We start from the raw sequence: 24,216 nt of genomic DNA on the forward strand, positions 1-24,216 counted from the left end.
TGTCAGTACCTTGTTTCTGGTACGCGTAACCACCAGGCTCGATGGTATGACGGACATCGCGGGCGTGGTGGCAATTCTGATCCTCGGTCCACTGGTCGGTGTCGAATTCGGGGTCACCGCCTTCACCCATCCGCTATTGGGCAGGCTGTCCGGCGACGGCTATCGCCAGACCCGCAGCCACAGCAGCAGAGTGCTCGGCAGGGTGATGCCGTTCTGGTACGCAGCCGCGGTGCTCGCGGTGGTGGCCGCGCTGGTCGTGACGCCCACCGATCCGCTGGTGGTGGCGGCTCTGGTGATGATGGTCGCGCTGATGGCCCTGACCTTCGCGGTGCTGGTCCCCATCAACAATCGGGTGGGGGCGTGGGCCACCGAGGGCGACGTCTCCCGCGAACTGGCCTCCCGCTGGGACCGCGTGCACTGGGTCCGGGTCGGGCTGCTGTTCGCCGCGTTCGTGTTGGTGGTGGTGGCCCGTTTTGGCTGATGGGCCCGGAGTCCGCTATTCTTGCCGGGTTCCACCGAAGACCGTCGGTTACCGAGAAATCGGTTGAAGGTCCGGGATTTCCCGGCGACCCACGCAGGAGGACGAGGTAGCAGTATTTCTGTGCGCCCCGACCTGTCTGTGTCGGGGCGTTTGTGATTTCCGGCCCTTGCGCCCGTCGGTTGGTGGACATCCCAACCATCACGAGGAGGCAAGCATGGCCAACGCTGACAAGGCCACCGCGGTCGCCGACATCGCCGAGAAGTTCAAGGAGGCGACGGCCACCGTCGTCACCGAGTACCGCGGCCTGACGGTCACCAACCTTGCCGAGCTGCGCAGGTCGCTGGGCAAAGCGACGACCTACACCGTCGCCAAGAACACCTTGGTGAAGCGTGCGGCGTCCGAGGCCGGCATCGAAGGTCTCGACGATCTGTTCGCCGGCCCGACCGCCATCGCGTTCATCAACGGTGAGCCCGTTGACGCCGCGAAGGCGATCAAGAAGTTCGCCAAGGACAACAAGGCGCTCGTCATCAAGGGCGGCTACATGGACGGCCGCGCGCTGTCCGTGTCCGAGGTCGAGCGCATCGCCGACCTGGAGTCGCGCGAGGTGTTGCTGGCGCGCGTCGCCGGCGCCCTGAAGGCGAAGCAGTCCCAGGCCGCGGCGCTGTTCGTGGCGCCCGCGTCCCAGGTCGCGCGCCTGGCCGCAGCTCTGCAAGAGAAGAAGGCCGCAGAAGGTTCAGCAGAACCCGCTGCTTAAGACAAACCACCACATAGTTACAGAGATAAGGAATCACCATGGCAAAGCTGTCCACCGAAGAACTGCTCGACGCGTTCAAGGAACTGACCCTGCTCGAGCTCTCTGAGTTCGTGAAGCAGTTCGAAGAGACCTTCGACGTCACCGCCGCCGCTCCGGTTGCCGTCGCCGCCGCCGGCGCAGCCCCGGCCGCCGCTGAGGCCGCCGAGGAGCAGACCGAGTTCGACGTCATCCTCGAGGGTGCCGGCGAGAAGAAGATCGGCGTCATCAAGGTCGTCCGCGAGATCGTTTCCGGCCTGGGTCTGAAGGAAGCCAAGGACCTGGTCGACGCAGCGCCCAAGCCGCTGCTGGAGAAGGTCAACAAGGACGCCGCCGAGGACGCCAAGGCCAAGCTCGAGGCCGCCGGCGCATCGGTCACCGTCAAGTAGTTTCAGCTCTTCGAAGGGCCGGGTCGGAAACGACCCGGCCCTTTGTCGTGCAGCGGATTCGATTGCCGTTGACTTCTGTGTTGCTGAAATCCTGCGTGCGCTACAGTGACTCAAGCCACAGGCGGGGTACCGCAGGTGGCGCGGTGGGCCGTAGGCGGAAGGAAATCGTATGGGCGTCGCAATCGACGTAACTGGACTGAGTAAGTCTTTTGGTTCGTCGAAGATTTGGGAGGACGTCACGCTGACGGTTCCCGAGGGCGAGGTCAGCGTGTTGCTGGGCCCCTCCGGTACCGGTAAATCGGTGTTCCTGAAGTCTCTGATCGGCCTGCTGCGCCCGGAGAAGGGTGCCATCTACATCGACGGCACCAACATCCTGGAGTGCTCGGCCAAGGAGCTCTACGAGATCCGCACCCTGTTCGGTGTGCTGTTCCAGGACGGCGCGCTGTTCGGCTCGATGAACATCTACGACAACACGGCCTTCCCGTTGCGTGAGCACACGAAGAAGTCCGAGTCCGACATCCGCAAGATCGTGATGGAGAAGCTCGAACTGGTGGGTATGCCCAATGACGGGCACAAGTTCCCCGGTGAGATCTCCGGCGGTATGCGCAAGCGCGCCGGCCTGGCCCGCGCGTTGGTGCTGGATCCGCAGATCATCCTGTGCGACGAGCCGGACTCCGGTCTGGACCCGGTCCGTACCGCGTACCTGTCCCAGCTGCTCATCGACATCAACGCGCAGATCGATGCGACCGTGCTGATCGTGACGCACAACATCAACATCGCCCGGACGGTGCCGGACAACATCGGCATGCTGTTCCGCAAGAAGCTGGTCATGTTCGGCCCGCGCGAGGTGCTCTTGACCAGTGAAGAGCCCGTCGTCAAGCAGTTCCTCAACGGACGTCGTATCGGTCCGATCGGTATGTCGGAGGAGAAGGACGAGGCGACCGCCGCGGCCGAGCAGGCCATGATGGATGCCGGTCAGAGCGACGGTGGCGTCGAGGAGATCGAGGGCGTGCCGCCGCAGCTCATCGCGACGCCGGGTATGCCCGAGCGCCAGGGTGTGGCTCGTCGTCAGGCCCGGGTGCGCGAGATCCTGCACACGCTGCCGCCGGCCGCCCAGGCCGCGATCCTGGACGATCTCGACGGCACCCACAAGTACAAGGTGCACGAGTTCTCCGACGAGCCCCGGCACGGGAGCCACGACGAAGAGTTCCCGACGGCCTCGATTCCGCGGGCAACCGAACAGTAGGCCTTACACATCGGCCGGCGGGACTGCTAGCGGTCCCGCCGGCCGCTGCTGTTTCGCAACCCCTGCACACTCTCCATGGATGTGATCTTCCTCACGGTGCCCTCTGACGCGCTGGTGTCGGTGCGGCCCGCTACTATCCAAAAGTGCACAGCAAAACGCGTGTGAAGTCTTGACGGAAAGGCCCGGACGGGCCACTCTGTTGGGCAGCATGTGTGCACGGATCGAGGACGCCAGCCAGCGCCTCGCCGACATCACACGCGGTGGTTGAAGGATGCTCGTTGAATATGACGCGGACGTGCGCTATCGTTGGACGTTGCGCTGGCTGCATCCTGCCCACCCTCATCCGCACCTGACATCGTCGTTCTAGCCTGAGCCCTGCTCAGTGACCTAGACGCGTGCCGTGTGTTCCGAGGTTCGGACTGTGAGAACGCCAGCCGAACCGAACGCAGAATACAGCGGCCACGGTCCGGGTTTCCGGTACCGAATGTCGCATGAGGTGCTGGAAGGGTGCATCTTGGCAGTCTCTCGCCAGAGCAAGTCCGATATTTCTTCTAACTCCGTACCGGGAGCGCCTAACCGAATTTCATTCGCGAAGCTCCGTGAACCTCTCGAGGTTCCGGGGCTGCTCGACGTTCAGATCGATTCTTTCGAATGGTTGGTCGGATCCGAGCAGTGGCGCACGAAGGCCACCGCCCGCGGTGACCTTGCGAACCCGGTAGGTGGCCTCGAAGAGGTACTCGCCGAGCTCTCACCGATCGAAGATTTCTCCGGCTCCATGTCGCTGAGCTTCTCCGACCCGCGCTTCGACGAAGTCAAGGCGCCGGTCGACGAGTGCAAAGACAAGGACATGACGTACGCGGCCCCGCTGTTCGTCACGGCCGAGTTCATCAACAACAACACCGGTGAGATCAAGAGCCAGACGGTCTTCATGGGTGATTTCCCGATGATGACCGACAAGGGCACCTTCATCATCAACGGCACCGAGCGTGTCGTGGTGTCGCAGCTGGTCCGTTCGCCGGGCGTCTACTTCGACTCCTCGATCGACAAGGCCACCGAGAAGGACCTGCACAGCGTGAAGGTCATCCCGGGCCGTGGCGCGTGGCTGGAGTTCGACGTCGACAAGCGCGACACCGTCGGTGTGCGCATCGACCGCAAGCGCCGTCAGCCCGTCACCGTGCTGCTCAAGGCGCTGGGGTGGACCAACGAGCAGATCGTGGAGCGCTTCGGCTTCTCCGAGATCATGATGGGCACGCTGGAGAAGGACAACACCGCCGGCACCGATGAGGCGCTGCTGGACATCTACCGGAAGCTGCGCCCGGGCGAGCCGCCCACCAAGGAGTCCGCGCAGACCCTGCTGGAGAACCTGTTCTTCAAGGAGAAGCGCTACGACCTGGCCCGCGTCGGCCGCTACAAGGTCAACAAGAAGCTCGGCCTCAACGCCGGGCAGCCGATCACCAATTCGACGCTGACCCCCGAGGACATCGCCGCCACCATCGAGTACCTGGTGCGTCTGCACGAGGGCCAGAACTCGATGACCGCGCCCGATGGTGTCGAGGTCCCGGTCGAGGTCGATGACATCGACCACTTCGGCAACCGTCGCCTGCGTACCGTCGGCGAGCTGATCCAGAACCAGATCCGGGTGGGCCTGTCCCGCATGGAGCGCGTGGTCCGCGAGCGGATGACGACTCAGGACGTCGAGGCGATCACGCCGCAGACCCTGATCAACATCCGTCCCGTCGTGGCGGCCATCAAGGAGTTCTTCGGCACCAGCCAGCTGTCGCAGTTCATGGATCAGAACAACCCGCTGTCGGGTCTGACCCACAAGCGCCGCCTGTCGGCGCTGGGCCCCGGTGGTCTGTCCCGTGAGCGTGCCGGCCTTGAGGTCCGCGACGTGCACTCCAGCCACTACGGCCGGATGTGCCCGATCGAGACCCCGGAAGGCCCGAACATCGGCCTGATCGGATCGCTGTCGGTGTACGCGCGGGTCAACCCGTTCGGTTTCATCGAGACGCCGTACCGCAAGGTCACCGATGGTGTCGTCACCGATCAGATCGACTACCTCACCGCCGACGAGGAGGACCGCCACGTCGTGGCGCAGGCCAACTCGCCGATCGACGACGACAACCGCTTCATCGAAGAGCGCATCCTCGTCCGTCGTAAGGGCGGCGAGGTCGAGGTCATCTCGGCGAACGAGGTCGACTACATGGACGTCTCGCCGCGCCAGATGGTGTCGGTCGCGACGGCCATGATCCCGTTCCTCGAGCACGACGACGCCAACCGTGCCCTGATGGGTGCCAACATGCAGCGCCAGGCGGTTCCGCTGGTCCGCAGCGAGGCCCCGTTGGTCGGTACCGGTATGGAGCTGCGTGCGGCCATCGATGCCGGCGACGTCGTCGTCACCGAGAAGGCAGGTGTGGTCGAGGAGGTCTCCGCCGACTACATCACCGTGATGGCCGACGACGGCACCCGCCGGAGCTACGTGCTGCGTAAGTTCAACCGTTCCAACCACGGCACGTGCGCCAACCAGCGCCCGATCGTGGATCACGGACAGCGGGTCGAGGTGGGCCAGGTGCTCGCCGACGGTCCCTGCACCGAGAACGGTGAGATGGCCCTGGGCAAGAACCTGCTCGTGGCGATCATGCCGTGGGAGGGTCACAACTACGAGGACGCGATCATCCTCTCCAACCGTCTGGTTGAAGAGGACGTGCTCACCTCGATTCACATCGAAGAGCACGAGATCGATGCCCGCGACACCAAGCTGGGCGCCGAGGAGATCACCCGGGACATCCCGAACGTCTCCGATGAGGTGCTGGCCGATCTCGACGAGCGCGGCATCATCCGCATCGGTGCCGAGGTCCGCGACGGCGACATCCTGGTCGGCAAGGTCACCCCGAAGGGCGAGACCGAGCTGACTCCGGAGGAGCGCCTGCTGCGTGCCATCTTCGGCGAGAAGGCCCGCGAGGTCCGCGACACGTCGCTCAAGGTGCCCCACGGTGAGTCCGGCAAGGTCATCGGTATCCGCGTGTTCTCGCGCGAGGACGACGACGAGCTGCCCGCCGGCGTCAACGAGCTGGTCCGCGTCTACGTGGCCCAGAAGCGCAAGATCTCCGACGGCGACAAGCTCGCCGGACGCCACGGCAACAAGGGCGTCATCGGCAAGATCCTGCCGGTCGAGGACATGCCGTTCATGCCTGATGGCACCCCGGTGGACATCATCCTGAACACCCACGGTGTGCCGCGTCGTATGAACATCGGCCAGATCTTGGAAACGCACCTCGGGTGGGTGGCCAAGGCCGGCTGGAACATCTCGACCGTCGACGGCACCGACGAACTGCCTGAGTGGGCGGGCAATCTGCCCGAGAACCTGCTCAGTGTCCCGCCGGACAGCATCGTGTCCACCCCGGTGTTCGACGGTGCCCGCGAGAACGAGCTCACCGGCCTGTTGGGTTCGACGTTGCCCAACCGCGACGGCGAGGTCATGGTCAATGCCGACGGCAAGGCGCGTCTGTTCGACGGGCGTTCCGGCGAGCCGTTCCCGTACCCGGTGACGGTCGGCTACATGTACATCCTGAAGCTGCACCACTTGGTGGACGACAAGATCCACGCCCGCTCCACCGGTCCGTACTCGATGATCACCCAGCAGCCGCTCGGTGGTAAGGCGCAGTTCGGTGGTCAGCGGTTCGGCGAGATGGAGTGCTGGGCCATGCAGGCCTACGGTGCGGCGTACACGCTGCAGGAGCTGCTCACCATCAAGTCCGATGACACGGTGGGTCGCGTCAAGGTCTACGAGGCGATCGTCAAGGGCGAGAACATCCCCGAACCCGGTATCCCGGAGTCGTTCAAGGTGCTTCTCAAGGAACTGCAGTCGCTGTGCCTCAACGTCGAGGTGCTGTCTTCGGACGGTGCCGCGATCGAGATGCGCGACGGCGATGACGAGGACCTGGAGCGCGCTGCTGCCAACCTCGGAATCAACCTGTCCCGCAACGAATCTGCTTCCGTTGAGGACTTGGCCTGACACGCGGCTCTGCCGCGGGGCGTCAAACCCTCCGCCTTGTGATCGATATTTTTTCTAGTCCCGAAAGGGGAAAGGGAGTTACGTGCTAGACGTCAACTTCTTCGATGAACTCCGCATCGGTCTCGCGACCGCGGACGACATCCGCAACTGGTCCTTCGGTGAGGTCAAGAAGCCGGAGACCATCAACTACCGCACGCTCAAGCCCGAGAAGGACGGCCTGTTCTGCGAGAAGATCTTCGGACCGACTCGCGACTGGGAGTGCTACTGCGGCAAGTACAAGCGTGTGCGCTTCAAGGGCATCATCTGTGAGCGCTGCGGCGTCGAGGTGACCCGTGCCAAGGTGCGTCGTGAGCGGATGGGCCACATCGAGCTGGCCGCGCCCGTCACGCACATCTGGTACTTCAAGGGTGTGCCCAGCCGGTTGGGCTACCTGCTCGACCTGGCCCCGAAGGATCTCGAGAAGATCATCTACTTCGCGGCCTACGTGATCACCGCGGTGGACACCGAGATGCGGCACAACGAGCTGTCCACGCTCGAAGCCGAGATGGTCGTCGAGAAGAAGTCCGTCGAGGATCAGCGCGACGCCGACCTGGAGGCCCGGGCCCAGAAGCTCGAAGCCGATCTGGCCGAGCTCGAGGCCGAGGGTGCCAAGTCCGACGTGCGCCGCAAGGTGCGCGACGGTGGCGAGCGGGAGATGCGCCAGCTCCGCGACCGGACCCAGCGTGAGCTGGACCGGCTCGACGAGATCTGGACCACCTTCACCAAGCTGGCTCCCAAGCAGCTCATCGTCGACGAGGTGCTCTACCGCGAGCTGCAGGATCGCTACGGCGAGTACTTCAACGGCGCCATGGGTGCCGAGTCGATCAAGAAGCTCATCGAGACCTTCGACATCGACGCCGAGGCGGAGTCGCTGCGCGACACCATCAAGAACGGCAAGGGCCAGAAGAAGCTTCGCGCCCTGAAGCGTCTGAAGGTCGTCGCGGCGTTCCAGATGAACCGCAACTCGCCCATGGGCATGGTGCTCGACGCCGTTCCGGTGATCCCGCCGGAGCTGCGCCCGATGGTTCAGCTCGACGGTGGCCGCTTCGCGACCTCCGACCTCAACGACCTGTACCGCCGCGTGATCAACCGCAACAACCGGCTCAAGCGACTGATCGACCTCGGTGCGCCCGAGATCATCGTCAACAACGAGAAGCGCATGCTTCAGGAGTCGGTGGACGCGCTGTTCGACAACGGCCGTCGTGGACGTCCGGTGACCGGGCCGGGCAACCGCCCGCTCAAGTCGCTGTCCGATCTGCTCAAGGGCAAGCAGGGCCGGTTCCGTCAGAACCTGCTCGGTAAGCGCGTCGACTACTCGGGCCGTTCGGTCATCGTCGTCGGCCCGCAGCTCAAGCTGCACCAGTGTGGTCTGCCCAAGCTGATGGCACTCGAACTGTTCAAGCCGTTCGTGATGAAGCGCCTGGTCGACCTGAACCACGCGCAGAACATCAAGAGCGCCAAGCGCATGGTCGAGCGTCAGCGTCCCCAGGTGTGGGATGTCCTCGAAGAGGTCATCGCCGAGCACCCGGTGCTGCTGAACCGTGCACCCACCCTGCACCGCCTCGGTATCCAGGCCTTCGAGCCGCAGCTGGTCGAAGGCAAGGCCATCCAGTTGCACCCGCTGGTCTGTGAGGCGTTCAACGCCGACTTCGACGGTGACCAGATGGCCGTGCACCTTCCGCTGTCCGCGGAGGCGCAGGCCGAGGCCCGCATCTTGATGCTGTCCTCGAACAACATCCTGTCGCCGGCGTCGGGCCGCCCGCTGGCCATGCCGCGTCTGGACATGGTGACCGGTCTGTTCTTCCTGACCACCGAGATCCCGGGCGACACCGGCGAATACGTCGCTGCCGCCAAGGATCAGCCGGAGTCCGGTGTGTACAGCTCGCCGGCCGAGGCCATCATGGCCCTGGACCGCGGTGCGCTGTCGGTGCGGGCCAAGGTCAAGATCCGGCTGACGCAGCAGCGTCCGCCGGCCGCCGTCGAGGCCGAACTTTTCGGCTCCGTCGAGGGCGGCTGGAAGCCGGGCGATGCCTGGACCGCCGAGACCACGCTGGGCCGCGTGCTGTTCAACGAGCTGCTGCCGAAGGGCTATCCCTTCGTCAACGCGCAGATGTTCAAGAAGGCGCAGGCGTCGATCATCAACGATCTCGCCGAGCGGTACCCGATGATCGTCGTCGCACAGACCGTGGACAAGCTCAAGGACGCCGGTTTCCACTGGGCGACCCGCTCGGGCGTCACCGTCTCGATGGCCGACGTTCTGGTTCCGCCGCAGAAGCAGGAGATCCTGGAGCGCTACGAGGGCGAGGCCGACTCGATCGAGAAGCAGTACCAGCGCGGCAAGCTCAACCACGACGAGCGCAACGGCGAGCTGGTGAAGATCTGGCAGCAGGCCACCGAAGAGGTGGGTAAGGCGCTGGAGGCGTACTACCCCGAGGACAACCCGATCATCACGATCGTGAAGTCCGGTGCCACGGGCAACCTGACCCAGACCCGCACGCTCGCGGGCATGAAGGGTCTGGTGACCAACCCGAAGGGTGAGTACATCCCGCGTCCGATCAAGTCCTCGTTCCGCGAGGGCCTGACCGTGCTGGAGTACTTCATCAACACCCACGGTGCCCGTAAGGGTCTGGCCGACACCGCGCTGCGTACCGCCGACTCGGGTTACCTGACCCGTCGTCTGGTGGACGTGTCACAGGACGTCATCGTGCGTGAGACCGACTGTGAGACCGAACGCGGTATCAACGTCACTCTCGCCGAGAAGCAGGCCGACGGTTCGATGGTGCGCGATCAGCACATCGAGACGTCTGCGTACGCCCGCACCCTGGCCACGGACGCGGTGGATGCCGACGGCAACGTCGTCGTCGCCCGCGGTCATGACCTCGGTGATCCGGCGATCGACGCCCTGCTGGCTGCCGGCATCACCGATGTGAAGGTCCGCTCCGTGCTGACCTGCACCACCGGTACCGGCGTGTGTGCCATGTGCTACGGCCGCTCGATGGCCACCGGCAAGCTCGTCGACATCGGCGAGGCCGTCGGTATCGTCGCCGCGCAGTCCATCGGTGAGCCCGGTACTCAGCTGACCATGCGTACCTTCCACCAGGGTGGTGTTACCGGTGGCGCCGACATCGTCGGTGGTCTGCCCCGTGTTCAGGAACTGTTCGAGGCCCGCGTGCCGAAGAACAAGGCCCCGATCGCGGACGTGGCCGGACGCATCCGTCTCGAAGAGACCGACAAGTTCTACAAGATCACCATCGTTCCCGACGATGGCAGCGAAGAGGTTGTCTACGACAAGCTCACCCGCCGCCAGCGCCTGAAGGTGTTCAAGCACGAGGACGGCTCCGAGCGTCTGCTCACCGACGGTGACCATGTCACCGTGGGCCAGCAGCTCATGGAGGGTGCTGCCGATCCGCACGAGGTGCTGCGTGTGCAGGGCCCGCGCGAGGTGCAGATCCACCTGGTCAAGGAAGTCCAGGAGGTCTACCGGGCCCAGGGCGTGTCGATCCACGACAAGCACATCGAGGTCATCGTCCGGCAGATGCTGCGTCGCGTGACGATCATCGATTCGGGTGCGACGGAGTTCCTGCCCGGCTCGCTGACCGAGCGTGCCGAGTTCGAGGTCGAGAACCGTCGGGTCGTCGCCGAGGGCAACGAGCCCGCGGCCGGACGTCCGGTGCTGATGGGTATCACCAAGGCGTCGCTGGCCACCGATTCGTGGCTGTCGGCGGCGTCGTTCCAGGAGACCACTCGCGTGCTGACCGATGCGGCGATCAACTGCCGCAGCGACAAGCTGCAGGGTCTGAAGGAGAACGTGATCATCGGTAAGTTGATCCCGGCCGGTACGGGTATTGCCCGTTACCGTGACATCCAGGTTCAGCCGACCGAAGAAGCCCGCGCTGCTGCGTACACGATCCCGTCCTACGAGGATCAGTACTACAGCCCGGACTTCGGCCAGGCGACCGGCGCTGCCGTGCCGCTGGACGATTACGGATACTCGGATTACCGCTAGTTCGTGACGAGAAGGCCCCCGCGCTCAGCGCGGGGGCCTTTTTCGTTGTCCGAGTGTGAATCTGGCGACGGAATTTACGCAGGAACGTCGTCAGATTCCCACCCGGCGAACCACCACGGCCCGGCGGTGTCAGATCCTGCACCTAGACTGGCGGGCGTGCTGATCGGTTCCCATGTCGACAATGTTGATCCCCTGGCCGCCGCGACCGCTGACGGCGCCGACGTGGTGCAGTTCTTCCTCGGCAATCCGCAGAGCTGGAAGAAACCCGCGCCGCGGGAGGACGCCGAGACGCTGCGCGCCTCCGCGGTGCCGCTCTACGTGCACGCGCCGTACCTGATCAACGTCGCCTCGGCGAACAACAAGGTGCGCATCCCGTCGCGCAAGATCCTGCAGGACACCTGCGATGCCGCCTCGGCCATCGGCGCCACCGCCGTCATCGTGCACGGCGGGCACGCCGACGACAACGACATGGAGGCCGGGTTCGAGCGCTGGGTCAAGGCGCTGGACGCGCTCAAGACCGACGTGCCGGTGTACCTGGAGAACACCGCGGGCGGCGACCATGCCATGGCCCGTCACTTCGACACCATCGCCCGGTTGTGGGATCACATCGGCGACAAGGGAATCGGCTTCTGCCTGGATACGTGTCACGCGTGGGCGGCAGGGGAGGCCCTGGTCGACGCCGTGGAGCGCATCCAGTCCATCACCGGACGGATCGACCTGGTGCACTGCAACGACTCGCGTGACGCGGCCGGTTCGGGTGCCGACCGGCACGCGAATTTCGGACTCGGACAGATCGATCCGCAACTGCTGGCCGCCGTCGTGAAGGCGGCCGGCGCCCCCGTCATCTGCGAGACCTCCGAAGAGGGTCGCAAGGACGACATCGCCTTCCTGCGCGAGAACGTCTAACCCGCCAGATAGACCTTGCGCAGGGTCTCGGTGACGGTCCACACCGTCTCGGTGCCCGCCGCCAACCGGACGACATCGCCGGGGCCGAGGGTCAGGGGTGTCGCGCCGTCGGCGAATTCGACTGTCGCAGCACCGGATAGCACCACGAACACCTCATCGGCCTCGACGTCGGTCATCTCTCCCGGCGTCATCTCCCAGATGCCGACCTCAAGCCCACCGAACTCCATCAGGGGGCGGGTTCCGGCGCGCGCAGATCCGTCGGTCGGTTCCAGCGTGAGTTCCAGTTCGGCGGCGCGGACGACGGTATTGGGCTGCACGAAAGCCATATTACATATCTTGTGCGGTTGTCGGAAAAATGTAACAGTGGAAACATGCGAGATACCCATGTCGTGACCAACCAGGTTCCGCCGCTGGAGAACTACAACGCCGCCACCTTCCCCGCCCTGGCCGAGGCGCTGATCCGCGAGGGCGGCGAGTGGGGCCTCGACGAAGTACACGAGGTGGGTGCGCTCGGAGGCAGCCACCAGGCCCAGCGCTGGGGCGACCTGGCCGACCGCAACGTGCCGATCCTGCACACCCACGACCGCTACGGCCACCGCATCGACGAGGTCGAATACGACCCGGCCTACCACGAACTGATGAATGCCGCCGTGACGCACGGCCTGCACGGCGCCCCGTGGGCCGACGACCGGCCCGGTGCACACGTGGTACGCGCGGCCAAGATGTCGGTGTGGACGCCCGAGCCCGGCCACGTCTGCCCCATCTCGATGACGTATGCCGTGGTCCCCGCGCTGCGGTTCAACCCCGAACTCGCCGCGGTCTACGAGCCGCTGCTCGCCAGCCGGGTGTACGACCCCGAGCTGAGCGTGCCCGCCACCAAGGCCGGCCTGACCGCCGGTATGTCGATGACCGAGAAGCAGGGCGGTTCCGACGTGCGCGCCGGCACCACGCAGGCCACGCCGAACGCCGACGGCAGCTACACATTGCGTGGCCACAAGTGGTTCACTTCGGCCCCGATGGGCGACGTGTTCCTGGTGCTGGCACAGGCTCCAACAGGGCTCAGCTGTTTCTTCCTGCCCCGGGTGCTCCCTGACGGCACCCGCAATCGGATGCACATCCAGCGGCTCAAGGACAAGCTCGGCAATCACGCCAACGCCTCCAGCGAGATCGAGTACGACGACGCCACCGCCTGGCTCGTCGGCGAGGAAGGCCGCGGCGTCAAGACGATCATCGAGATGGTCAACCTCACCCGACTGGACTGCACGCTGGGCAGCGCCACCAGCATGCGCGTGGGACTGACCCGTGCCGTGCACCACGCCCAGCACCGAAAGGCGTTCGGCGCGTACCTGCTCGACCAGCCACTGATGCGCAACGTGCTCGCCGACCTGGCGGTGGAGGCGGAGGCCGCCACCATGCTGGCGATGCGGATGGCCGGTGCCACCGACAAAGCGGTGCGCGGCGACGAGCGCGAAGCGCTTCTGCGTCGTATCGGTTTGGCCGCAGGCAAGTACTGGGTGTGCAAGCGTGCGACGCCGCACGCCGCCGAGGCCATGGAGTGCTTCGGCGGCAACGGCTACGCCGAGGAGTCCGGCATGCCACGGCTGTACCGCGAGGCGCCGCTGATGGGCATCTGGGAGGGCTCGGGCAATGTGAGCGCGCTGGACACGTTGCGCGCCATGGCCACCCGGCCCGAGTGCGTCGAGGTGCTGTTCGACGAACTGGCCACGAGTTCCGAGCCACGGCTGGACGCGCATGTAGCCCGTCTCAAGGCGCAGCTCGGCGATTTCGAGAACATCGAATACCGGGCCCGCAAGATCGCCGAGGACATCAGCCTGGCGCTGCAGGGTGCGCTGCTGGTCCGCCACGGTCACCCGGCGGTCGCGGAGGCGTTCCTGGCCACCCGGCTGGAACGGCAGTGGGGCGGCGCGTTCGGCACCCTGCCCGCGGGCCTCGATCTGGCGCCGATCATCGAGCGGGCCCTGGTGAAGGGGTGACCAATCTGAACACCACGTCCTTGAAAACGATGACCTACGAGGTCACCGGCCGGGTCGCCCGAATCACCTTCAACCGCCCGGACAAGGGCAACTCGATCGTCGCGGACACCCCGCTGGAGCTCGCGGCGTGCGTCGAACAGGCCGACCTCGACCCGGCCGTGCACGTCATCCTGGTGTCCGGTCGGGGCGAAGGGTTCTGCGCCGGGTTCGACCTGTCCGCCTACGCCGACGGCACCTCCTCGGCGGGCGGCTCCGGTCGCTATGACGGGACGACGCTGGACGGCCGGACCCAGGCCGTCAACCATCTGCCGGACCGGCCGTGGGACCCGATGATCGACTATCAGATGATGAGCCGATTCGTCCGCGGGTTCTCCAGCCTCATGCGGGCCGACAAGCCGACGGTCGTGAAGATTCACGGATACTGCGTTGCCGGGGGCACCGATATCGCGCTGCACGCCGACCAGGTGATCGCCGCCTCCGACGCCAAGATCGGCTATCCGCCGATGCGTGTCTGGGGCGTGCCCGCCGCGGGTCTGTGGGCGCACCGCCTCGGTGACCAGCGCGCGAAAAGGCTTCTGTTCACCGGGGATTGCCTCACCGGTGCGCAGGCCGCCGAGTGGGGCCTGGCGGTCGAGGCCCCGGCGCCCGAGGACCTCGACGAGCGGACCGAGCGCCTGGTGGCGCGCATCGCGGCGATGCCGGTGAACCAGCTCATCATGGCGAAGCTGGCCTGCAACACCGCCCTGCTGCAGCAGGGGGTGGCCACCAGCCAGATGGTCAGCACGGTGTTCGATGGGATCGCCCGCCACACCCCGGAGGGCCATGCGTTCGTCGCTGACGCGACCGCGCACGGATTCCGTGAGGCGGTGCGTCACCGTGATGAGCCCCTGGGGGACTACGGCCGCCGGACGTCCGGGGTCTGAGGTGCTGCGCCTGACCGCGCGATCGGTGGTGCTCAGCGTGCTGCTGGGTGCGCATCCCGCGTGGGCCTCGGCCGCCGAATTGATCCATCTGACTTCGGATTTCGACATCCGGGAGCCCACCCTGCGGGTCGCCCTGACCAGGATGGTCGGCGCGGGGGATCTGGTCCGCTCCGACGACGGGTACCGGCTCTCGGAACGGCTGCTGGCCCGGCAACGACGGCAGGACGATGCGCTGGCCCCCCAGGCGCGGAAGTGGAAAGGGCAGTGGATCACCCTCGTCATCACCGCCGTGGGTGCCGACGCGCGAAGCCGGGCGGAACTGCGGAACACCTTGATGCAGAGCAGGTTCGGTGAACTGCGCGAAGGTCTGTGGTTGCGGCCGGACAATCTGGCCCAGCCGGTGCCCGCCGCGCAACGGGTGCGGGTGCTGCGTTCGCGGGACGACGATCCCGCCGGTCTGGCCGCGCTGCTCTGGGATCTCCCGGCGTGGGCGCAGACCGGGCGCGCACTGCTCGCCGAGATGGCGGCGGCCGATGACGTGCCGGCCCGGTTCGTGGTCGCGGCGGGGATCGTCCGGCACCTGGTCACCGACCCGGTGCTGCCCGCGGAACTGGTTCCCGCCGACTGGCCGGGGGACGCGTTGCGCCGGGCATATCAGGATTTCGCTGCCGAATTGGCGGCGATGCGCGAAAGGGTGGAGGCGACATGACCGATCCGCAGGACGGCGTACGGGTCGAGCGCAACGGGCCGGTCACGACGGTCATCATGAACCGGCCGCAGGCGCGCAATGCCGTCGACGGCCCGACCGCCGCGCAGTTGTACGCGGCGTTCGACGAATTCGACCGCGACGACTCGGCGTCCGTCGCGGTGCTCTGCGGTGACAACGGAACCTTCTGCGCCGGAGCAGATCTCAAGGCGTTCGGCACACCCGAGATGAATCAGACGCACCGGACCGGGCCGGGGCCGATGGGCCCGACCCGCATGGTGCTGTCCAAACCCGTGATCGCGGCGATCAGTGGGTACGCCGTGGCCGGTGGGCTGGAACTGGCGTTGTGGGCCGACCTCCGCGTCGTCGAACAGGACGCCGTGTTCGGGGTGTTCTGCCGGCGCTGGGGCGTTCCGCTGATCGACGGTGGCACGGTGCGGTTGCCCCGGTTGATCGGGCAGAGCCGTGCCATGGACCTCATCCTCACCGGCAGGTCCGTCGACGCCACCGAGGCGCTGGCGATCGGCCTGGCGAATCGGGTGGTGCCGGTGGGCGATGCCCGCCGGGCGGCCGAGGAACTGGCCGCCGAGCTCGCGGCGCTTCCGCAGCTGTGCCTGCGTGCGGACCGGCTGTCCGCATTGCACCAATGGGGTGAATCAGAGCAGGCCGCAATCAATTTCGAGTTCGGCAGCCTGCAGAAGGTGGCGGCCGAGTCGGTGGCCGGGGCGCAGCGTTTCGCCGACGGCGCCGGGCGCCACGGCGCCCGCGCCGATTAGCTCTTGCTGACCTTGTTGCCGGAGCCGAGATCGTCGACCTTGGGGTCGCCGTCTTTGTAGACGACGGTGTTGTTCAGGCCGACCACGCTGATCGATTTGTCGACGTGGTCGAAGGTCAGCTTGTTGTCCGCGCCACCGACATTCACACTGGAACAGGTGCCCTTCACGGTCAACGTGTTGTTGGAACCCCCGATGTTGAGGGCTTTGCCGTCGGCACAGTCGATTTCGGCGGTGGTGCCGAACGACCCGTAGTTGATGGTGTTGCCGATCTGCACCTGGGCGCCGGAGGTGCCCGCCGTCGCTGTGGGCGCCTTGCCGCCGCCGTCCTCGGCGCCGCAGCCGACCGCGCCGACGGCGAAGGTCACCGCGACCAGCGGCGCGATGATGTGTAGACGCATGACTCCTCGATCCATCGGTGGTCCACCAAGACTAGGTGACGGGCACGTTGATGATGGGTCGTCGCTCGCCCGCGCCGGCAGCGTCGAAATGCCACCATTCCCCCGCGTAGGGGGCGAAGCCGCCCGCCACCATCGCCGCGCGCAACTGGGCCCGGTTCTGCTGGGCGGCCGCGCTGACGCCGTCGGTGGCGTAGGCGTGTGCGACGGCGTTGAAGTCGTCGAAACCCGTTCCCATATCGGTCAATCCGGCCGCACCCGCGGTCGTCACATCCACCGACCGGCCGGACTCGTGACTCTTCGAGTACGGGCCCGGTTGGGCCACCCACGCCGGGTTGGACACGACGTCGAACATGCGGACCTGCACATCGTGGGGCCGGTAGCAGTCCCAGAACACCAGCACCAGTCCGTCGGCGCGCAGCTGGGCCGCGGCGGTGGCCAGGCCGTCGGCCAGTGACTGGTGTACCAGGCAGCGTGCGCCGGCCGGATACAGCGGCACCCCGACGAAGTTGTCCGCTCCCGCGTAGCGCAGGTCGATCACGGCATCGGGGACCACTGTCCGGACGTCGATGAATCCCACCGCCCGGGCCGCGTCCGACACCGGGGGTACCGCGGCGGTCGTGGACACCGGCCTCACCTCCAGCGGGGCTGGAGCGCACGCCGCCGCGCAGCAGACCGCGAGCAGACCGAGCAGCCGCCGCACAAGATCAGGCGGGGGCGCGGTTGATGCGGTTGGCCATCCCGAGCTCGCGGCCGCGGTCGATGACGGCCGGGGCGCCGTCGTGGTAGATCACCGTCTGGTCGTAGCCGTACACGGTGATGTCGTTGATGACGTTGTCGGCGATGACGATGTTCGAGGATCCCTGCAACGTCACAGCCCAGCAGGCGCCCTTGGCGTTGATGGTGTTTCCGGTGCCGTTGACGATGAGTGTCGCGTTGTTGCAGTCCAGGGTCTGCACGACGCCCTGGCCGGTGATGTGGGTGTCGCCATTCTTGGCCTCGGCGGGCGGAGCGCACAGGGCAAGAACTGCGGGAACCACCAGGGCGCATGCCATGGCAGTCCGTCGGCTTCGCTGCAGGGTCACGTTCGCCACCTTCCGTTGGATTAGCAGACTACGTTGCCCGGAGCTCTGGCAGAGCCGGTTGCCCGCTTCGGCCGGACGGGTCGCCGCGGGCGATGCCGCTCGGTAGCGTGAGCTCGATGGGAGGACCAGGCGCACGAGCGGTGACGACGGCGGTCGCCGCAGCCCTCCTCCTGGCCGGATGCACCCAGACGGTCGACGGCGCCCCGCAGTCGGCCACCCCCGGCGGCCCGGCCGACGACCGCAGCTATGGCTACGCCGACAACCGGTGCGGTCTGTTGCAGGACAGCACGGTCGCCCAGACGCTCGATGCCGACGACGTGGTGCGCCCCTACAGCGGCGCGGTCTGCCAATACGTCCTGGATCGGAAAAGTGCGGTGGTCGACGTGGTGTTCGCCTGGTTCGACGCAGGCAGCCTCGACCGGGAGCGCGCACTCGCTGCCGAACGCGGCGCCCAGATCACCGACACCGTGGTGGAACGGCACGACGCCTTCCTGGCCCGGCGCGACGGCGTCGGGGTGGCCTGCTCGGCGATCGCGGCGGGCGGCGGTGGGGTGCTGAGCTGGTGGGTGCAGTACCGGCATCAGACCAGCGGGGATCCGTGCCCGGACGCGGAGAGCCTGCTGTCGGCGACCCTGAAATCGGACCTCTGACGTGCGGGCGGCACTGCTGGCGGCGTGCGCGGGGGTGGCGCTGCTCGCCGGGTGCGGCGCAGCGGGGGAGCAGGCGGCGCAGACCCCACAGGCCCCGCCGGCCGGCGTGCACCCCGGTTTCCGCGGCACCGACTGCAACGGCATCACGGAGGCGGACATCAGCGCGGCCGCGGGCAAGGCCATGTTCGGTGAGGCGGTGGTGAGCGACGCCGGCTGCTTCTGGCAGGAGAACACGCTGATCGGCACGATCGGTGCGGGCATGGGCATCTCGACCTGGTGGTACCGGGGCAGCGACATGGACACCGAGCGCGCTCTGGAGCAGAACGCCGGACGCACCCTGACCGAACTGTCGGTGGACGGCAACCGGGGGTTCAAGGCCTTCGACGCCAACGCCTGCAGCATCTACGTCGCCAAGGGCGACGACGTCATCACCTGGTCGATCCAGACGATGAATCCGGCGATGCTGCCCGATCTGTGCAGCATCACCGAGCGGCTTGCGCAGCTCAGTCAGGACCGCGTGAACTAGAGTCCTTCGTTACCCCGACGGCCGGGGAGTTCAGCAGCACGACGTGACGAGGGATCGAGCGAACATGGCAGCGCGGGCGACCAAACTCAGTCGCGATGCCATCGTGAACTCTGCGCTGGTGTTCCTGGACCGTGACGGCTGGGACGCGCTGACCATCAACGCGCTGGCCACCCAGCTCGGCACCAAGGGCCCGTCGCTGTACAACCACGTGCAAAGCCTCGATGACCTGCGCCGGACGGTACGGATGCGGGTGATCGACGACATCATCGGGATGCTCAACAACGTCGGGCAGGGCCGCACCCGGGAGGACGCGGTGGTCACCATGGCCAGTGCCTACCGCAGCTACGCCCACCATCATCCCGGTCGGTACTCGGCGTTCACGCGGATGCCGTTGGGCGGCGACGACCCCGAATACACGGCGGCCACCAGGGCCGCGGCGGAGCCCGTGCTGGCCGCTCTCGCGTCCTACGGACTCGACGGTGAGAACGCGTTCTATGCGGCGCTGGAGTTCTGGTCGGCCCTGCACGGCTTCGTCCTCCTGGAGATGACCGGGGTCATGGACGATGTCGACACCGACGCGGTGTTCACCGATATGGTGCTCCGGCTGGCAGCGGGGATGCAGAAGCGCTAGCGCCCGCGCAGGCCCCCGATCGGCGCCTTCCGTGAACGTGGCGTCTGACCTGCGATAAGGCCGTCGAGCACGGGTTTGGTTGCGCACGGGGACCCCTGGTATTGTGGATCCCCGTGCCTGGTCGACAGGGCCGCATGCTGCCGCAAATCGGGTGGCGTGCCTGTGCGCCGGGCGGATTCGTATGTGTGCAGACATCGGAATGCTATCGATCGGATGCGTTTCTGGTGGGTGCGACACACCCGATCGCGGGGTAAGCGGTAGGGCGAAAACTGCAGTACAGAGACTTAACGAGATAGAAGAAACACAGAAAGCCGGTACATGCCAACCATCAACCAGCTGGTCCGCAAGGGTCGCCGCGACAAGGTCGCGAAGGTCAAGACCGCGGCCCTCAAGGGCAGCCCGCAGCGCCGTGGCGTGTGCACTCGCGTGTACACCACCACTCCGAAGAAGCCGAACTCGGCACTTCGCAAGGTCGCTCGCGTGAAGCTGACCAGCGCGGTCGAGGTCACCGCGTACATCCCGGGTGAAGGCCACAACCTGCAGGAGCACTCGATGGTGCTGGTGCGCGGTGGTCGTGTGAAGGACCTCCCCGGTGTGCGTTACAAGATCATCCGCGGCTCGCTGGACACCCAGGGTGTCAAGAACCGCAAGCAGGCACGCAGCCGTTACGGCGCCAAGAAGGAGAAGAGCTAATGCCACGCAAGGGCCCCGCGCCGAAGCGTCCGTTGGTCAACGATCCCGTCTACGGGTCGCAGCTGGTCACCCAGCTGGTCAACAAGGTGCTGCTCGACGGTAAGAAGTCGCTGGCCGAGCGCATCGTCTACGGTGCCCTCGAGCAGGCTCGCGACAAGACCGGCACCGATCCGGTCGTGACGCTCAAGCGCGCCATGGACAACGTGAAGCCCTCCCTCGAGGTGCGCAGCCGCCGCGTCGGTGGCGCCACCTACCAGGTGCCCGTCGAGGTGCGCGCCGAGCGGTCCACCACGCTGGCCCTGCGCTGGCTGGTGAGCTTCTCGAAGGCTCGCCGCGAGAAGACCATGATCGAGCGTCTCGCCAACGAGATTCTGGATGCCAGCAATGGCTTGGGTGCCGCCGTCAAGCGACGCGAGGACACTCACAAGATGGCCGAAGCGAACCGGGCCTTCGCGCACTACCGCTGGTGACCTCGACGCCTTCGCAGAGCTGCGTCGGCGCCGGTGTCAATACCAATAGCATCCAAGCAAGCGAAAGAGTGGGAATCTAGCCGTGGCACAGGACGTGCTCACCGACCTCACGAAGGTCCGCAATATCGGCATCATGGCGCACATCGACGCCGGCAAGACGACGACGACCGAGCGCATCCTCTTCTACACCGGTATCTCGTACAAGATCGGTGAGGTGCACGACGGCGCCGCCACGATGGACTGGATGGAGCAGGAGCAGGAGCGGGGTATCACCATCACCTCCGCTGCCACCACCTGTTTCTGGAACGACAACCAGATCAACATCATCGACACTCCCGGCCACGTCGACTTCACCGTCGAGGTGGAGCGCTCGCTTCGCGTGCTCGACGGTGCCGTTGCCGTCTTCGACGGCAAGGAAGGTGTCGAGCCGCAGTCCGAGCAGGTCTGGCGGCAGGCCGACAAGTACGACGTCCCCCGCATCTGTTTCGTCAACAAGATGGACAAGCTGGGCGCCGACTTCTACTTCTCGGTGCAGACCATGAAGGATCGCCTGGGCGCGAACGTCGTCCCGATCCAGCTGCCGATCGGCTCCGAAGGTGACTTCGAGGGCGTCGTCGACCTGGTCGAGATGAAGGCCAAGGTCTGGCGCGGCGAGACCAAGCTCGGCGAGAAGTACGACGTCGTCGACATCCCGGCCGACCTGCAGGCGAAGGCCGAGGAGTACCGCACCGCCATGATCGAGGCGGTCGCCGAGACCGACGACGAACTCATGGAGAAGTACCTGGGCGGCGAAGAGCTGTCGGTCGAGGAGATCAAGCGCGGTCTGCGCAAGCTGACCGTGACCAGCGCGGGCTACCCCGTGCTGTGCGGCAGCGCGTTCAAGAACAAGGGCGTGCAGCCCATGCTCGACGCCGTGATCGACTACCTGCCGACGCCGCTGGACGTCGCGGCCGCCGAGGGCCACGCTCCGGGCAAGGAAGACGAGATCATCTCGCGCAAGCCGTCGGCGGATGAGCCGTTCTCCGGTTTGGCGTTCAAGGTCGCCACGCACCCGTTCTTCGGCAAGCTGACCTACGTCCGGGTGTACTCGGGCAAGGTCGACTCCGGCGCACAGGTCATCAACTCGACCAAGGGCAAGAAGGAGCGTCTGGGCAAGCTGTTCCAGATGCACTCCAACAAGGAGAACCCGGTCGAGACGGCATCCGCCGGGCACATCTACGCGGTCATCGGCCTCAAGGACACCACCACCGGTGACACCCTGAGTGATCCGAACAACCAGATCGTGCTGGAGTCGATGACCTTCCCGGACCCGGTCATCCAGGTCGCCATCGAGCCCAAGACCAAGAGTGACCAGGAGAAGCTGTCCCTGGCCATTCAGAAGCTGGCCGAGGAAGACCCGACGTTCAAGGTCAACCAGGACCACGAGACCGGCCAGACCATCATCGGTGGTATGGGCGAGCTGCACCTCGACATCCTGGTCGACCGGATGAAGCGCGAGTTCAAGGTCGAGGCCAACGTCGGCAAGCCGCAGGTGGCCTACAAGGAGACCATCAAGCGCGCTGTGGACAAGGTCGAGTTCACGCACAAGAAGCAGACCGGTGGCTCCGGCCAGTTCGCGAAGGTTCTCGTCGCGATCGAGCCGTTCGTCGGCGAGGACGGCGCGACCTACGAGTTCGAGAACAAGGTCACCGGTGGCCGTATCCCGCGTGAGTACATCCCGTCGGTGGATGCCGGTGCGCAGGACGCCATGCAGTACGGCGTGCTGGCCGGCTACCCGCTGGTGAACTTGAAGCTCATCCTGCTCGACGGCGCCTACCACGACGTCGACTCGTCGGAAATGGCCTTCAAGATCGCCGGCTCCCAGGCCCTGAAGAAGGCTGCCGCGCAAGCGCAGCCCGTCATCCTGGAACCGGTGATGGCCGTCGAGGTCACCACGCCCGAGGACTACATGGGCGATGTGATCGGCGACCTGAACTCCCGCCGTGGTCAGATCCAGGCCATGGAGGAGCGCAGCGGTGCGCGCGTCGTCAAGGCGCAGGTTCCGCTGTCGGAGATGTTCGGCTATGTCGGCGACCTTCGGTCGAAGACCCAGGGCCGGGCCAACTACTCCATGGTGTTCGATTCGTACGCTGAGGTTCCGGCGAACGTGTCGAAGGAAATCATCGCGAAGGCGACGGGTCAGTAAGTACTGGCTCGATCCGCCCCGGCGGACCTCACAACTGAACAGATCAACACAAACCTGCTTTACATAAAAGCACCAATAAGTCCAGGAGGACACCACAGTGGCGAAGGCGAAGTTCGAGCGGACGAAGCCGCACGTCAACATCGGGACCATTGGTCACGTTGACCACGGCAAGACCACGCTGACTGCAGCAATCACCAAGGTTCTGCATGACAAGTACCCCGATTTGAACGAGTCGCGCGCATTCGACCAGATCGACAATGCGCCCGAAGAGCGTGCTCGTGGCATCACGATCAACATCTCCCACGTGGAGTACCAGACCGAGAAGCGCCACTACGCCCACGTGGATGCCCCCGGTCACGCGGACTACATCAAGAACATGATCACCGGTGCGGCGCAGATGGACGGCGCCATCCTGGTGGTTGCCGCCACCGACGGCCCGATGCCGCAGACCCGCGAGCACGTGCTGCTGGCCCGCCAGGTTGGTGTGCCTTACATCCTGGTCGCGCTGAACAAGTCCGACATGGTCGACGACGAGGAGCTCCTGGAGCTCGTCGAGCTCGAGGTCCGCGAACTGCTGGCCGCCCAGGACTTCGACGAGGACGCCCCGGTGATCCAGGTGTCCGCGCTCAAGGCCCTCGAGGGTGACCCGAAGTGGGTCGAGTCCGTCGAGAAGCTCATGGAGGCCGTCGACGAGTCCATCCCGGACCCGGTTCGTGAGACCGACAAGCCGTTCCTGATGCCCGTCGAGGACGTCTTCACCATCACCGGCCGTGGCACCGTTGTCACCGGTCGCGTGGAGCGTGGCGTGATCAACGTCAACGAAGAGGTCGAGATCGTCGGCATCCGTCCCGGCACCACCAAGACCACGGTCACCGGTGTCGAGATGTTCCGCAAGCTGCTGGACCAGGGCCAGGCCGGCGACAACGTCGGTCTGCTGGTTCGTGGCATCAAGCGCGAGGACGTCGAGCGCGGCCAGGTCATCGTGAAGCCGGGCACCACGACCCCGCACACGGAGTTCGAGGGCAGCGTCTACATCCTGTCCAAGGACGAAGGCGGCCGCCACACGCCGTTCTTCAACAACTACCGCCCGCAGTTCTACTTCCGTACCACGGACGTGACCGGCGTGGTGACCCTGCCCGAAGGCACCGAGATGGTGATGCCCGGTGACAACACCGACATCTCCGTCAAGCTGATCCAGCCGGTCGCCATGGACGACGGTCTGCGGTTCGCCATCCGTGAGGGTGGACGTACCGTCGGCGCCGGCCGTGTCACCAAGATCATCAAGTGATCTAGCACCTCAGCACCAAAAC

At 65.9% G+C, this 24,216-nt stretch carries 22 protein-coding genes; 18 read left to right on the plus strand and 4 right to left on the minus strand.

The window, feature by feature from the left end; all coding sequences use genetic code 11:
* Nucleotides 1–46 precede the first annotated feature (46 nt).
* From AC1DY7_RS01560 to AC1DY7_RS01590, 7 genes are all read left to right on the plus strand, one after another.
* Complete coding sequence (locus tag AC1DY7_RS01560; RefSeq protein ID WP_477491881.1) at nt 47–481, plus strand: anthrone oxygenase family protein; 435 nt, start codon at nt 47–49, stop codon at nt 479–481.
* Between the two features lie 214 nt (nt 482–695).
* Nucleotides 696–1,235 (plus strand): 50S ribosomal protein L10, encoded by a 540-nt coding sequence (gene rplJ, locus AC1DY7_RS01565; RefSeq protein ID WP_477491882.1) that lies wholly within the window; start codon nt 696–698, stop codon nt 1,233–1,235.
* A gap of 38 nt (nt 1,236–1,273) precedes the next feature.
* Nucleotides 1,274–1,660 carry a 50S ribosomal protein L7/L12 gene (gene rplL / locus AC1DY7_RS01570; RefSeq protein WP_477491883.1) on the plus strand — a complete coding sequence of 129 codons (387 nt, stop codon included), beginning with the start codon at nt 1,274–1,276 and terminating at the stop codon, nt 1,658–1,660.
* 169 nt (nt 1,661–1,829) lie between these two features.
* Nucleotides 1,830–2,906, plus strand: a complete 1,077-nt coding sequence (locus AC1DY7_RS01575; protein WP_477491884.1) for an ABC transporter ATP-binding protein — start codon at nt 1,830–1,832, stop codon at nt 2,904–2,906.
* Between the two features lie 514 nt (nt 2,907–3,420).
* Complete coding sequence (gene rpoB / locus AC1DY7_RS01580; RefSeq protein WP_477491885.1) at nt 3,421–6,921, plus strand: DNA-directed RNA polymerase subunit beta; 3,501 nt, start codon at nt 3,421–3,423, stop codon at nt 6,919–6,921.
* A gap of 82 nt (nt 6,922–7,003) precedes the next feature.
* Nucleotides 7,004–10,966: a DNA-directed RNA polymerase subunit beta' gene (locus AC1DY7_RS01585; protein ID WP_477491886.1), complete on the plus strand. Its 3,963-nt coding sequence runs from the start codon at nt 7,004–7,006 to the stop codon at nt 10,964–10,966.
* A 156-nt stretch (nt 10,967–11,122) separates the two neighbouring features.
* On the plus strand, nt 11,123–11,872 hold the full coding sequence (locus AC1DY7_RS01590; protein ID WP_477491887.1) for a deoxyribonuclease IV: 750 nt from the start codon (nt 11,123–11,125) through the stop codon (nt 11,870–11,872).
* Here AC1DY7_RS01590 and AC1DY7_RS01595 read toward each other — a convergent pair.
* Nucleotides 11,869–12,198 (minus strand): cupin domain-containing protein, encoded by a 330-nt coding sequence (locus AC1DY7_RS01595; RefSeq protein ID WP_477491888.1) that lies wholly within the window; start codon nt 12,196–12,198, stop codon nt 11,869–11,871. The genes AC1DY7_RS01590 and AC1DY7_RS01595 overlap by 4 nt on opposite strands.
* Nucleotides 12,199–12,243: 45 nt before the next feature.
* Here AC1DY7_RS01595 and AC1DY7_RS01600 point away from each other — a divergent pair, with 45 nt between their 5' ends.
* Genes AC1DY7_RS01600 through AC1DY7_RS01615 form a run of 4 tightly spaced genes read left to right on the plus strand, consistent with a single transcriptional unit; the run spans nt 12,244 to nt 16,271 of the window.
* Nucleotides 12,244–13,866, plus strand: coding sequence for an acyl-CoA dehydrogenase family protein (locus AC1DY7_RS01600; RefSeq protein ID WP_477491889.1), 1,623 nt, complete (start codon nt 12,244–12,246; stop codon nt 13,864–13,866).
* Nucleotides 13,863–14,789 (plus strand): crotonase/enoyl-CoA hydratase family protein, encoded by a 927-nt coding sequence (locus tag AC1DY7_RS01605; protein WP_477491890.1) that lies wholly within the window; start codon nt 13,863–13,865, stop codon nt 14,787–14,789. Before AC1DY7_RS01600 ends, AC1DY7_RS01605 begins: the two co-directional genes overlap by 4 nt.
* A complete protein-coding gene (locus AC1DY7_RS01610; RefSeq protein ID WP_477491956.1) occupies nt 14,746–15,498 on the plus strand; it encodes a PaaX family transcriptional regulator C-terminal domain-containing protein in 753 nt (250 codons plus the stop codon). The genes AC1DY7_RS01605 and AC1DY7_RS01610 overlap by 44 nt, the downstream gene beginning before the upstream one ends.
* Nucleotides 15,495–16,271 carry a crotonase/enoyl-CoA hydratase family protein gene (locus tag AC1DY7_RS01615; protein ID WP_477491891.1) on the plus strand — a complete coding sequence of 259 codons (777 nt, stop codon included), beginning with the start codon at nt 15,495–15,497 and terminating at the stop codon, nt 16,269–16,271. The genes AC1DY7_RS01610 and AC1DY7_RS01615 overlap by 4 nt, the downstream gene beginning before the upstream one ends.
* Here AC1DY7_RS01615 and AC1DY7_RS01620 read toward each other — a convergent pair.
* Genes AC1DY7_RS01620 through AC1DY7_RS01630 form a run of 3 tightly spaced genes read right to left on the minus strand, consistent with a single transcriptional unit; the run spans nt 16,268 to nt 17,721 of the window.
* A complete protein-coding gene (locus AC1DY7_RS01620; RefSeq protein ID WP_477491892.1) occupies nt 16,268–16,669 on the minus strand; it encodes a DUF3060 domain-containing protein in 402 nt (133 codons plus the stop codon). The genes AC1DY7_RS01615 and AC1DY7_RS01620 overlap by 4 nt on opposite strands.
* Nucleotides 16,670–16,700: 31 nt before the next feature.
* On the minus strand, nt 16,701–17,369 hold the full coding sequence (locus AC1DY7_RS01625) for a M15 family metallopeptidase (RefSeq protein WP_477491893.1): 669 nt from the start codon (nt 17,367–17,369) through the stop codon (nt 16,701–16,703).
* 4 nt (nt 17,370–17,373) lie between these two features.
* The gene (locus AC1DY7_RS01630; RefSeq protein ID WP_477491957.1) at nt 17,374–17,721 is read right to left on the minus strand and encodes a DUF3060 domain-containing protein; all 348 of its coding nucleotides are present in this window, start codon (nt 17,719–17,721) and stop codon (nt 17,374–17,376) included.
* A gap of 146 nt (nt 17,722–17,867) precedes the next feature.
* On the opposite strand from AC1DY7_RS01630, the gene AC1DY7_RS01635 reads away from it, so the two are divergent.
* The 7 genes from AC1DY7_RS01635 to tuf all read left to right on the plus strand — a co-directional run bounded on the left by AC1DY7_RS01635 (nt 17,868) and on the right by tuf (nt 24,194).
* Nucleotides 17,868–18,401 carry a DUF3558 domain-containing protein gene (locus AC1DY7_RS01635; RefSeq protein WP_477491894.1) on the plus strand — a complete coding sequence of 178 codons (534 nt, stop codon included), beginning with the start codon at nt 17,868–17,870 and terminating at the stop codon, nt 18,399–18,401.
* 1 nt (nt 18,402) lies between these two features.
* A complete protein-coding gene (locus tag AC1DY7_RS01640; RefSeq protein ID WP_477491895.1) occupies nt 18,403–18,927 on the plus strand; it encodes a DUF3558 domain-containing protein in 525 nt (174 codons plus the stop codon).
* Between the two features lie 64 nt (nt 18,928–18,991).
* On the plus strand, nt 18,992–19,558 hold the full coding sequence (locus AC1DY7_RS01645; protein WP_477491896.1) for a TetR/AcrR family transcriptional regulator: 567 nt from the start codon (nt 18,992–18,994) through the stop codon (nt 19,556–19,558).
* A gap of 318 nt (nt 19,559–19,876) precedes the next feature.
* The gene (gene rpsL / locus AC1DY7_RS01650; RefSeq protein ID WP_066901499.1) at nt 19,877–20,251 is read left to right on the plus strand and encodes a 30S ribosomal protein S12; all 375 of its coding nucleotides are present in this window, start codon (nt 19,877–19,879) and stop codon (nt 20,249–20,251) included.
* A complete protein-coding gene (gene rpsG, locus AC1DY7_RS01655; protein WP_477491897.1) occupies nt 20,251–20,721 on the plus strand; it encodes a 30S ribosomal protein S7 in 471 nt (156 codons plus the stop codon). The genes rpsL and rpsG overlap by 1 nt, the downstream gene beginning before the upstream one ends.
* Nucleotides 20,722–20,803: 82 nt before the next feature.
* The gene (gene fusA, locus AC1DY7_RS01660) at nt 20,804–22,906 is read left to right on the plus strand and encodes an elongation factor G (RefSeq protein WP_477491898.1); all 2,103 of its coding nucleotides are present in this window, start codon (nt 20,804–20,806) and stop codon (nt 22,904–22,906) included.
* A 97-nt stretch (nt 22,907–23,003) separates the two neighbouring features.
* Nucleotides 23,004–24,194: an elongation factor Tu gene (gene tuf / locus AC1DY7_RS01665; RefSeq protein WP_477491899.1), complete on the plus strand. Its 1,191-nt coding sequence runs from the start codon at nt 23,004–23,006 to the stop codon at nt 24,192–24,194.
* Nucleotides 24,195–24,216: the final 22 nt, after the last annotated feature.

The sequence above is a fragment of the Mycobacterium sp. P2_H7 genome (assembly GCF_056403275.1).

Excerpts from the sequence above, each read along its gene's own strand:
- AC1DY7_RS01630 (WP_477491957.1), bottom strand. The coding sequence starts at position 17,721 with ATGGCATGCGCCCTGGTGGTTCCCGCAGTTCTTGCCCTGTGCGCTCCG.
- AC1DY7_RS01615 (WP_477491891.1), top strand. The coding sequence starts at position 15,495 with ATGACCGATCCGCAGGACGGCGTACGGGTCGAGCGCAACGGGCCGGTC.
- AC1DY7_RS01575 (WP_477491884.1), top strand. The coding sequence starts at position 1,830 with ATGGGCGTCGCAATCGACGTAACTGGACTGAGTAAGTCTTTTGGTTCG.
- AC1DY7_RS01610 (WP_477491956.1), top strand. The coding sequence starts at position 14,746 with ATGAGCCCCTGGGGGACTACGGCCGCCGGACGTCCGGGGTCTGAGGTG.
- AC1DY7_RS01595 (WP_477491888.1), bottom strand. The coding sequence starts at position 12,198 with ATGGCTTTCGTGCAGCCCAATACCGTCGTCCGCGCCGCCGAACTGGAA.
- AC1DY7_RS01635 (WP_477491894.1), top strand. The coding sequence starts at position 17,868 with ATGGGAGGACCAGGCGCACGAGCGGTGACGACGGCGGTCGCCGCAGCC.
- AC1DY7_RS01600 (WP_477491889.1), top strand. The coding sequence starts at position 12,244 with ATGCGAGATACCCATGTCGTGACCAACCAGGTTCCGCCGCTGGAGAAC.
- AC1DY7_RS01560 (WP_477491881.1), top strand. The coding sequence starts at position 47 with ATGACGGACATCGCGGGCGTGGTGGCAATTCTGATCCTCGGTCCACTG.
- rpsL (WP_066901499.1), top strand. The coding sequence starts at position 19,877 with ATGCCAACCATCAACCAGCTGGTCCGCAAGGGTCGCCGCGACAAGGTC.
- rplL (WP_477491883.1), top strand. The coding sequence starts at position 1,274 with ATGGCAAAGCTGTCCACCGAAGAACTGCTCGACGCGTTCAAGGAACTG.
- AC1DY7_RS01645 (WP_477491896.1), top strand. The coding sequence starts at position 18,992 with ATGGCAGCGCGGGCGACCAAACTCAGTCGCGATGCCATCGTGAACTCT.
- AC1DY7_RS01620 (WP_477491892.1), bottom strand. The coding sequence starts at position 16,669 with ATGCGTCTACACATCATCGCGCCGCTGGTCGCGGTGACCTTCGCCGTC.
- rplJ (WP_477491882.1), top strand. The coding sequence starts at position 696 with ATGGCCAACGCTGACAAGGCCACCGCGGTCGCCGACATCGCCGAGAAG.
- rpsG (WP_477491897.1), top strand. The coding sequence starts at position 20,251 with ATGCCACGCAAGGGCCCCGCGCCGAAGCGTCCGTTGGTCAACGATCCC.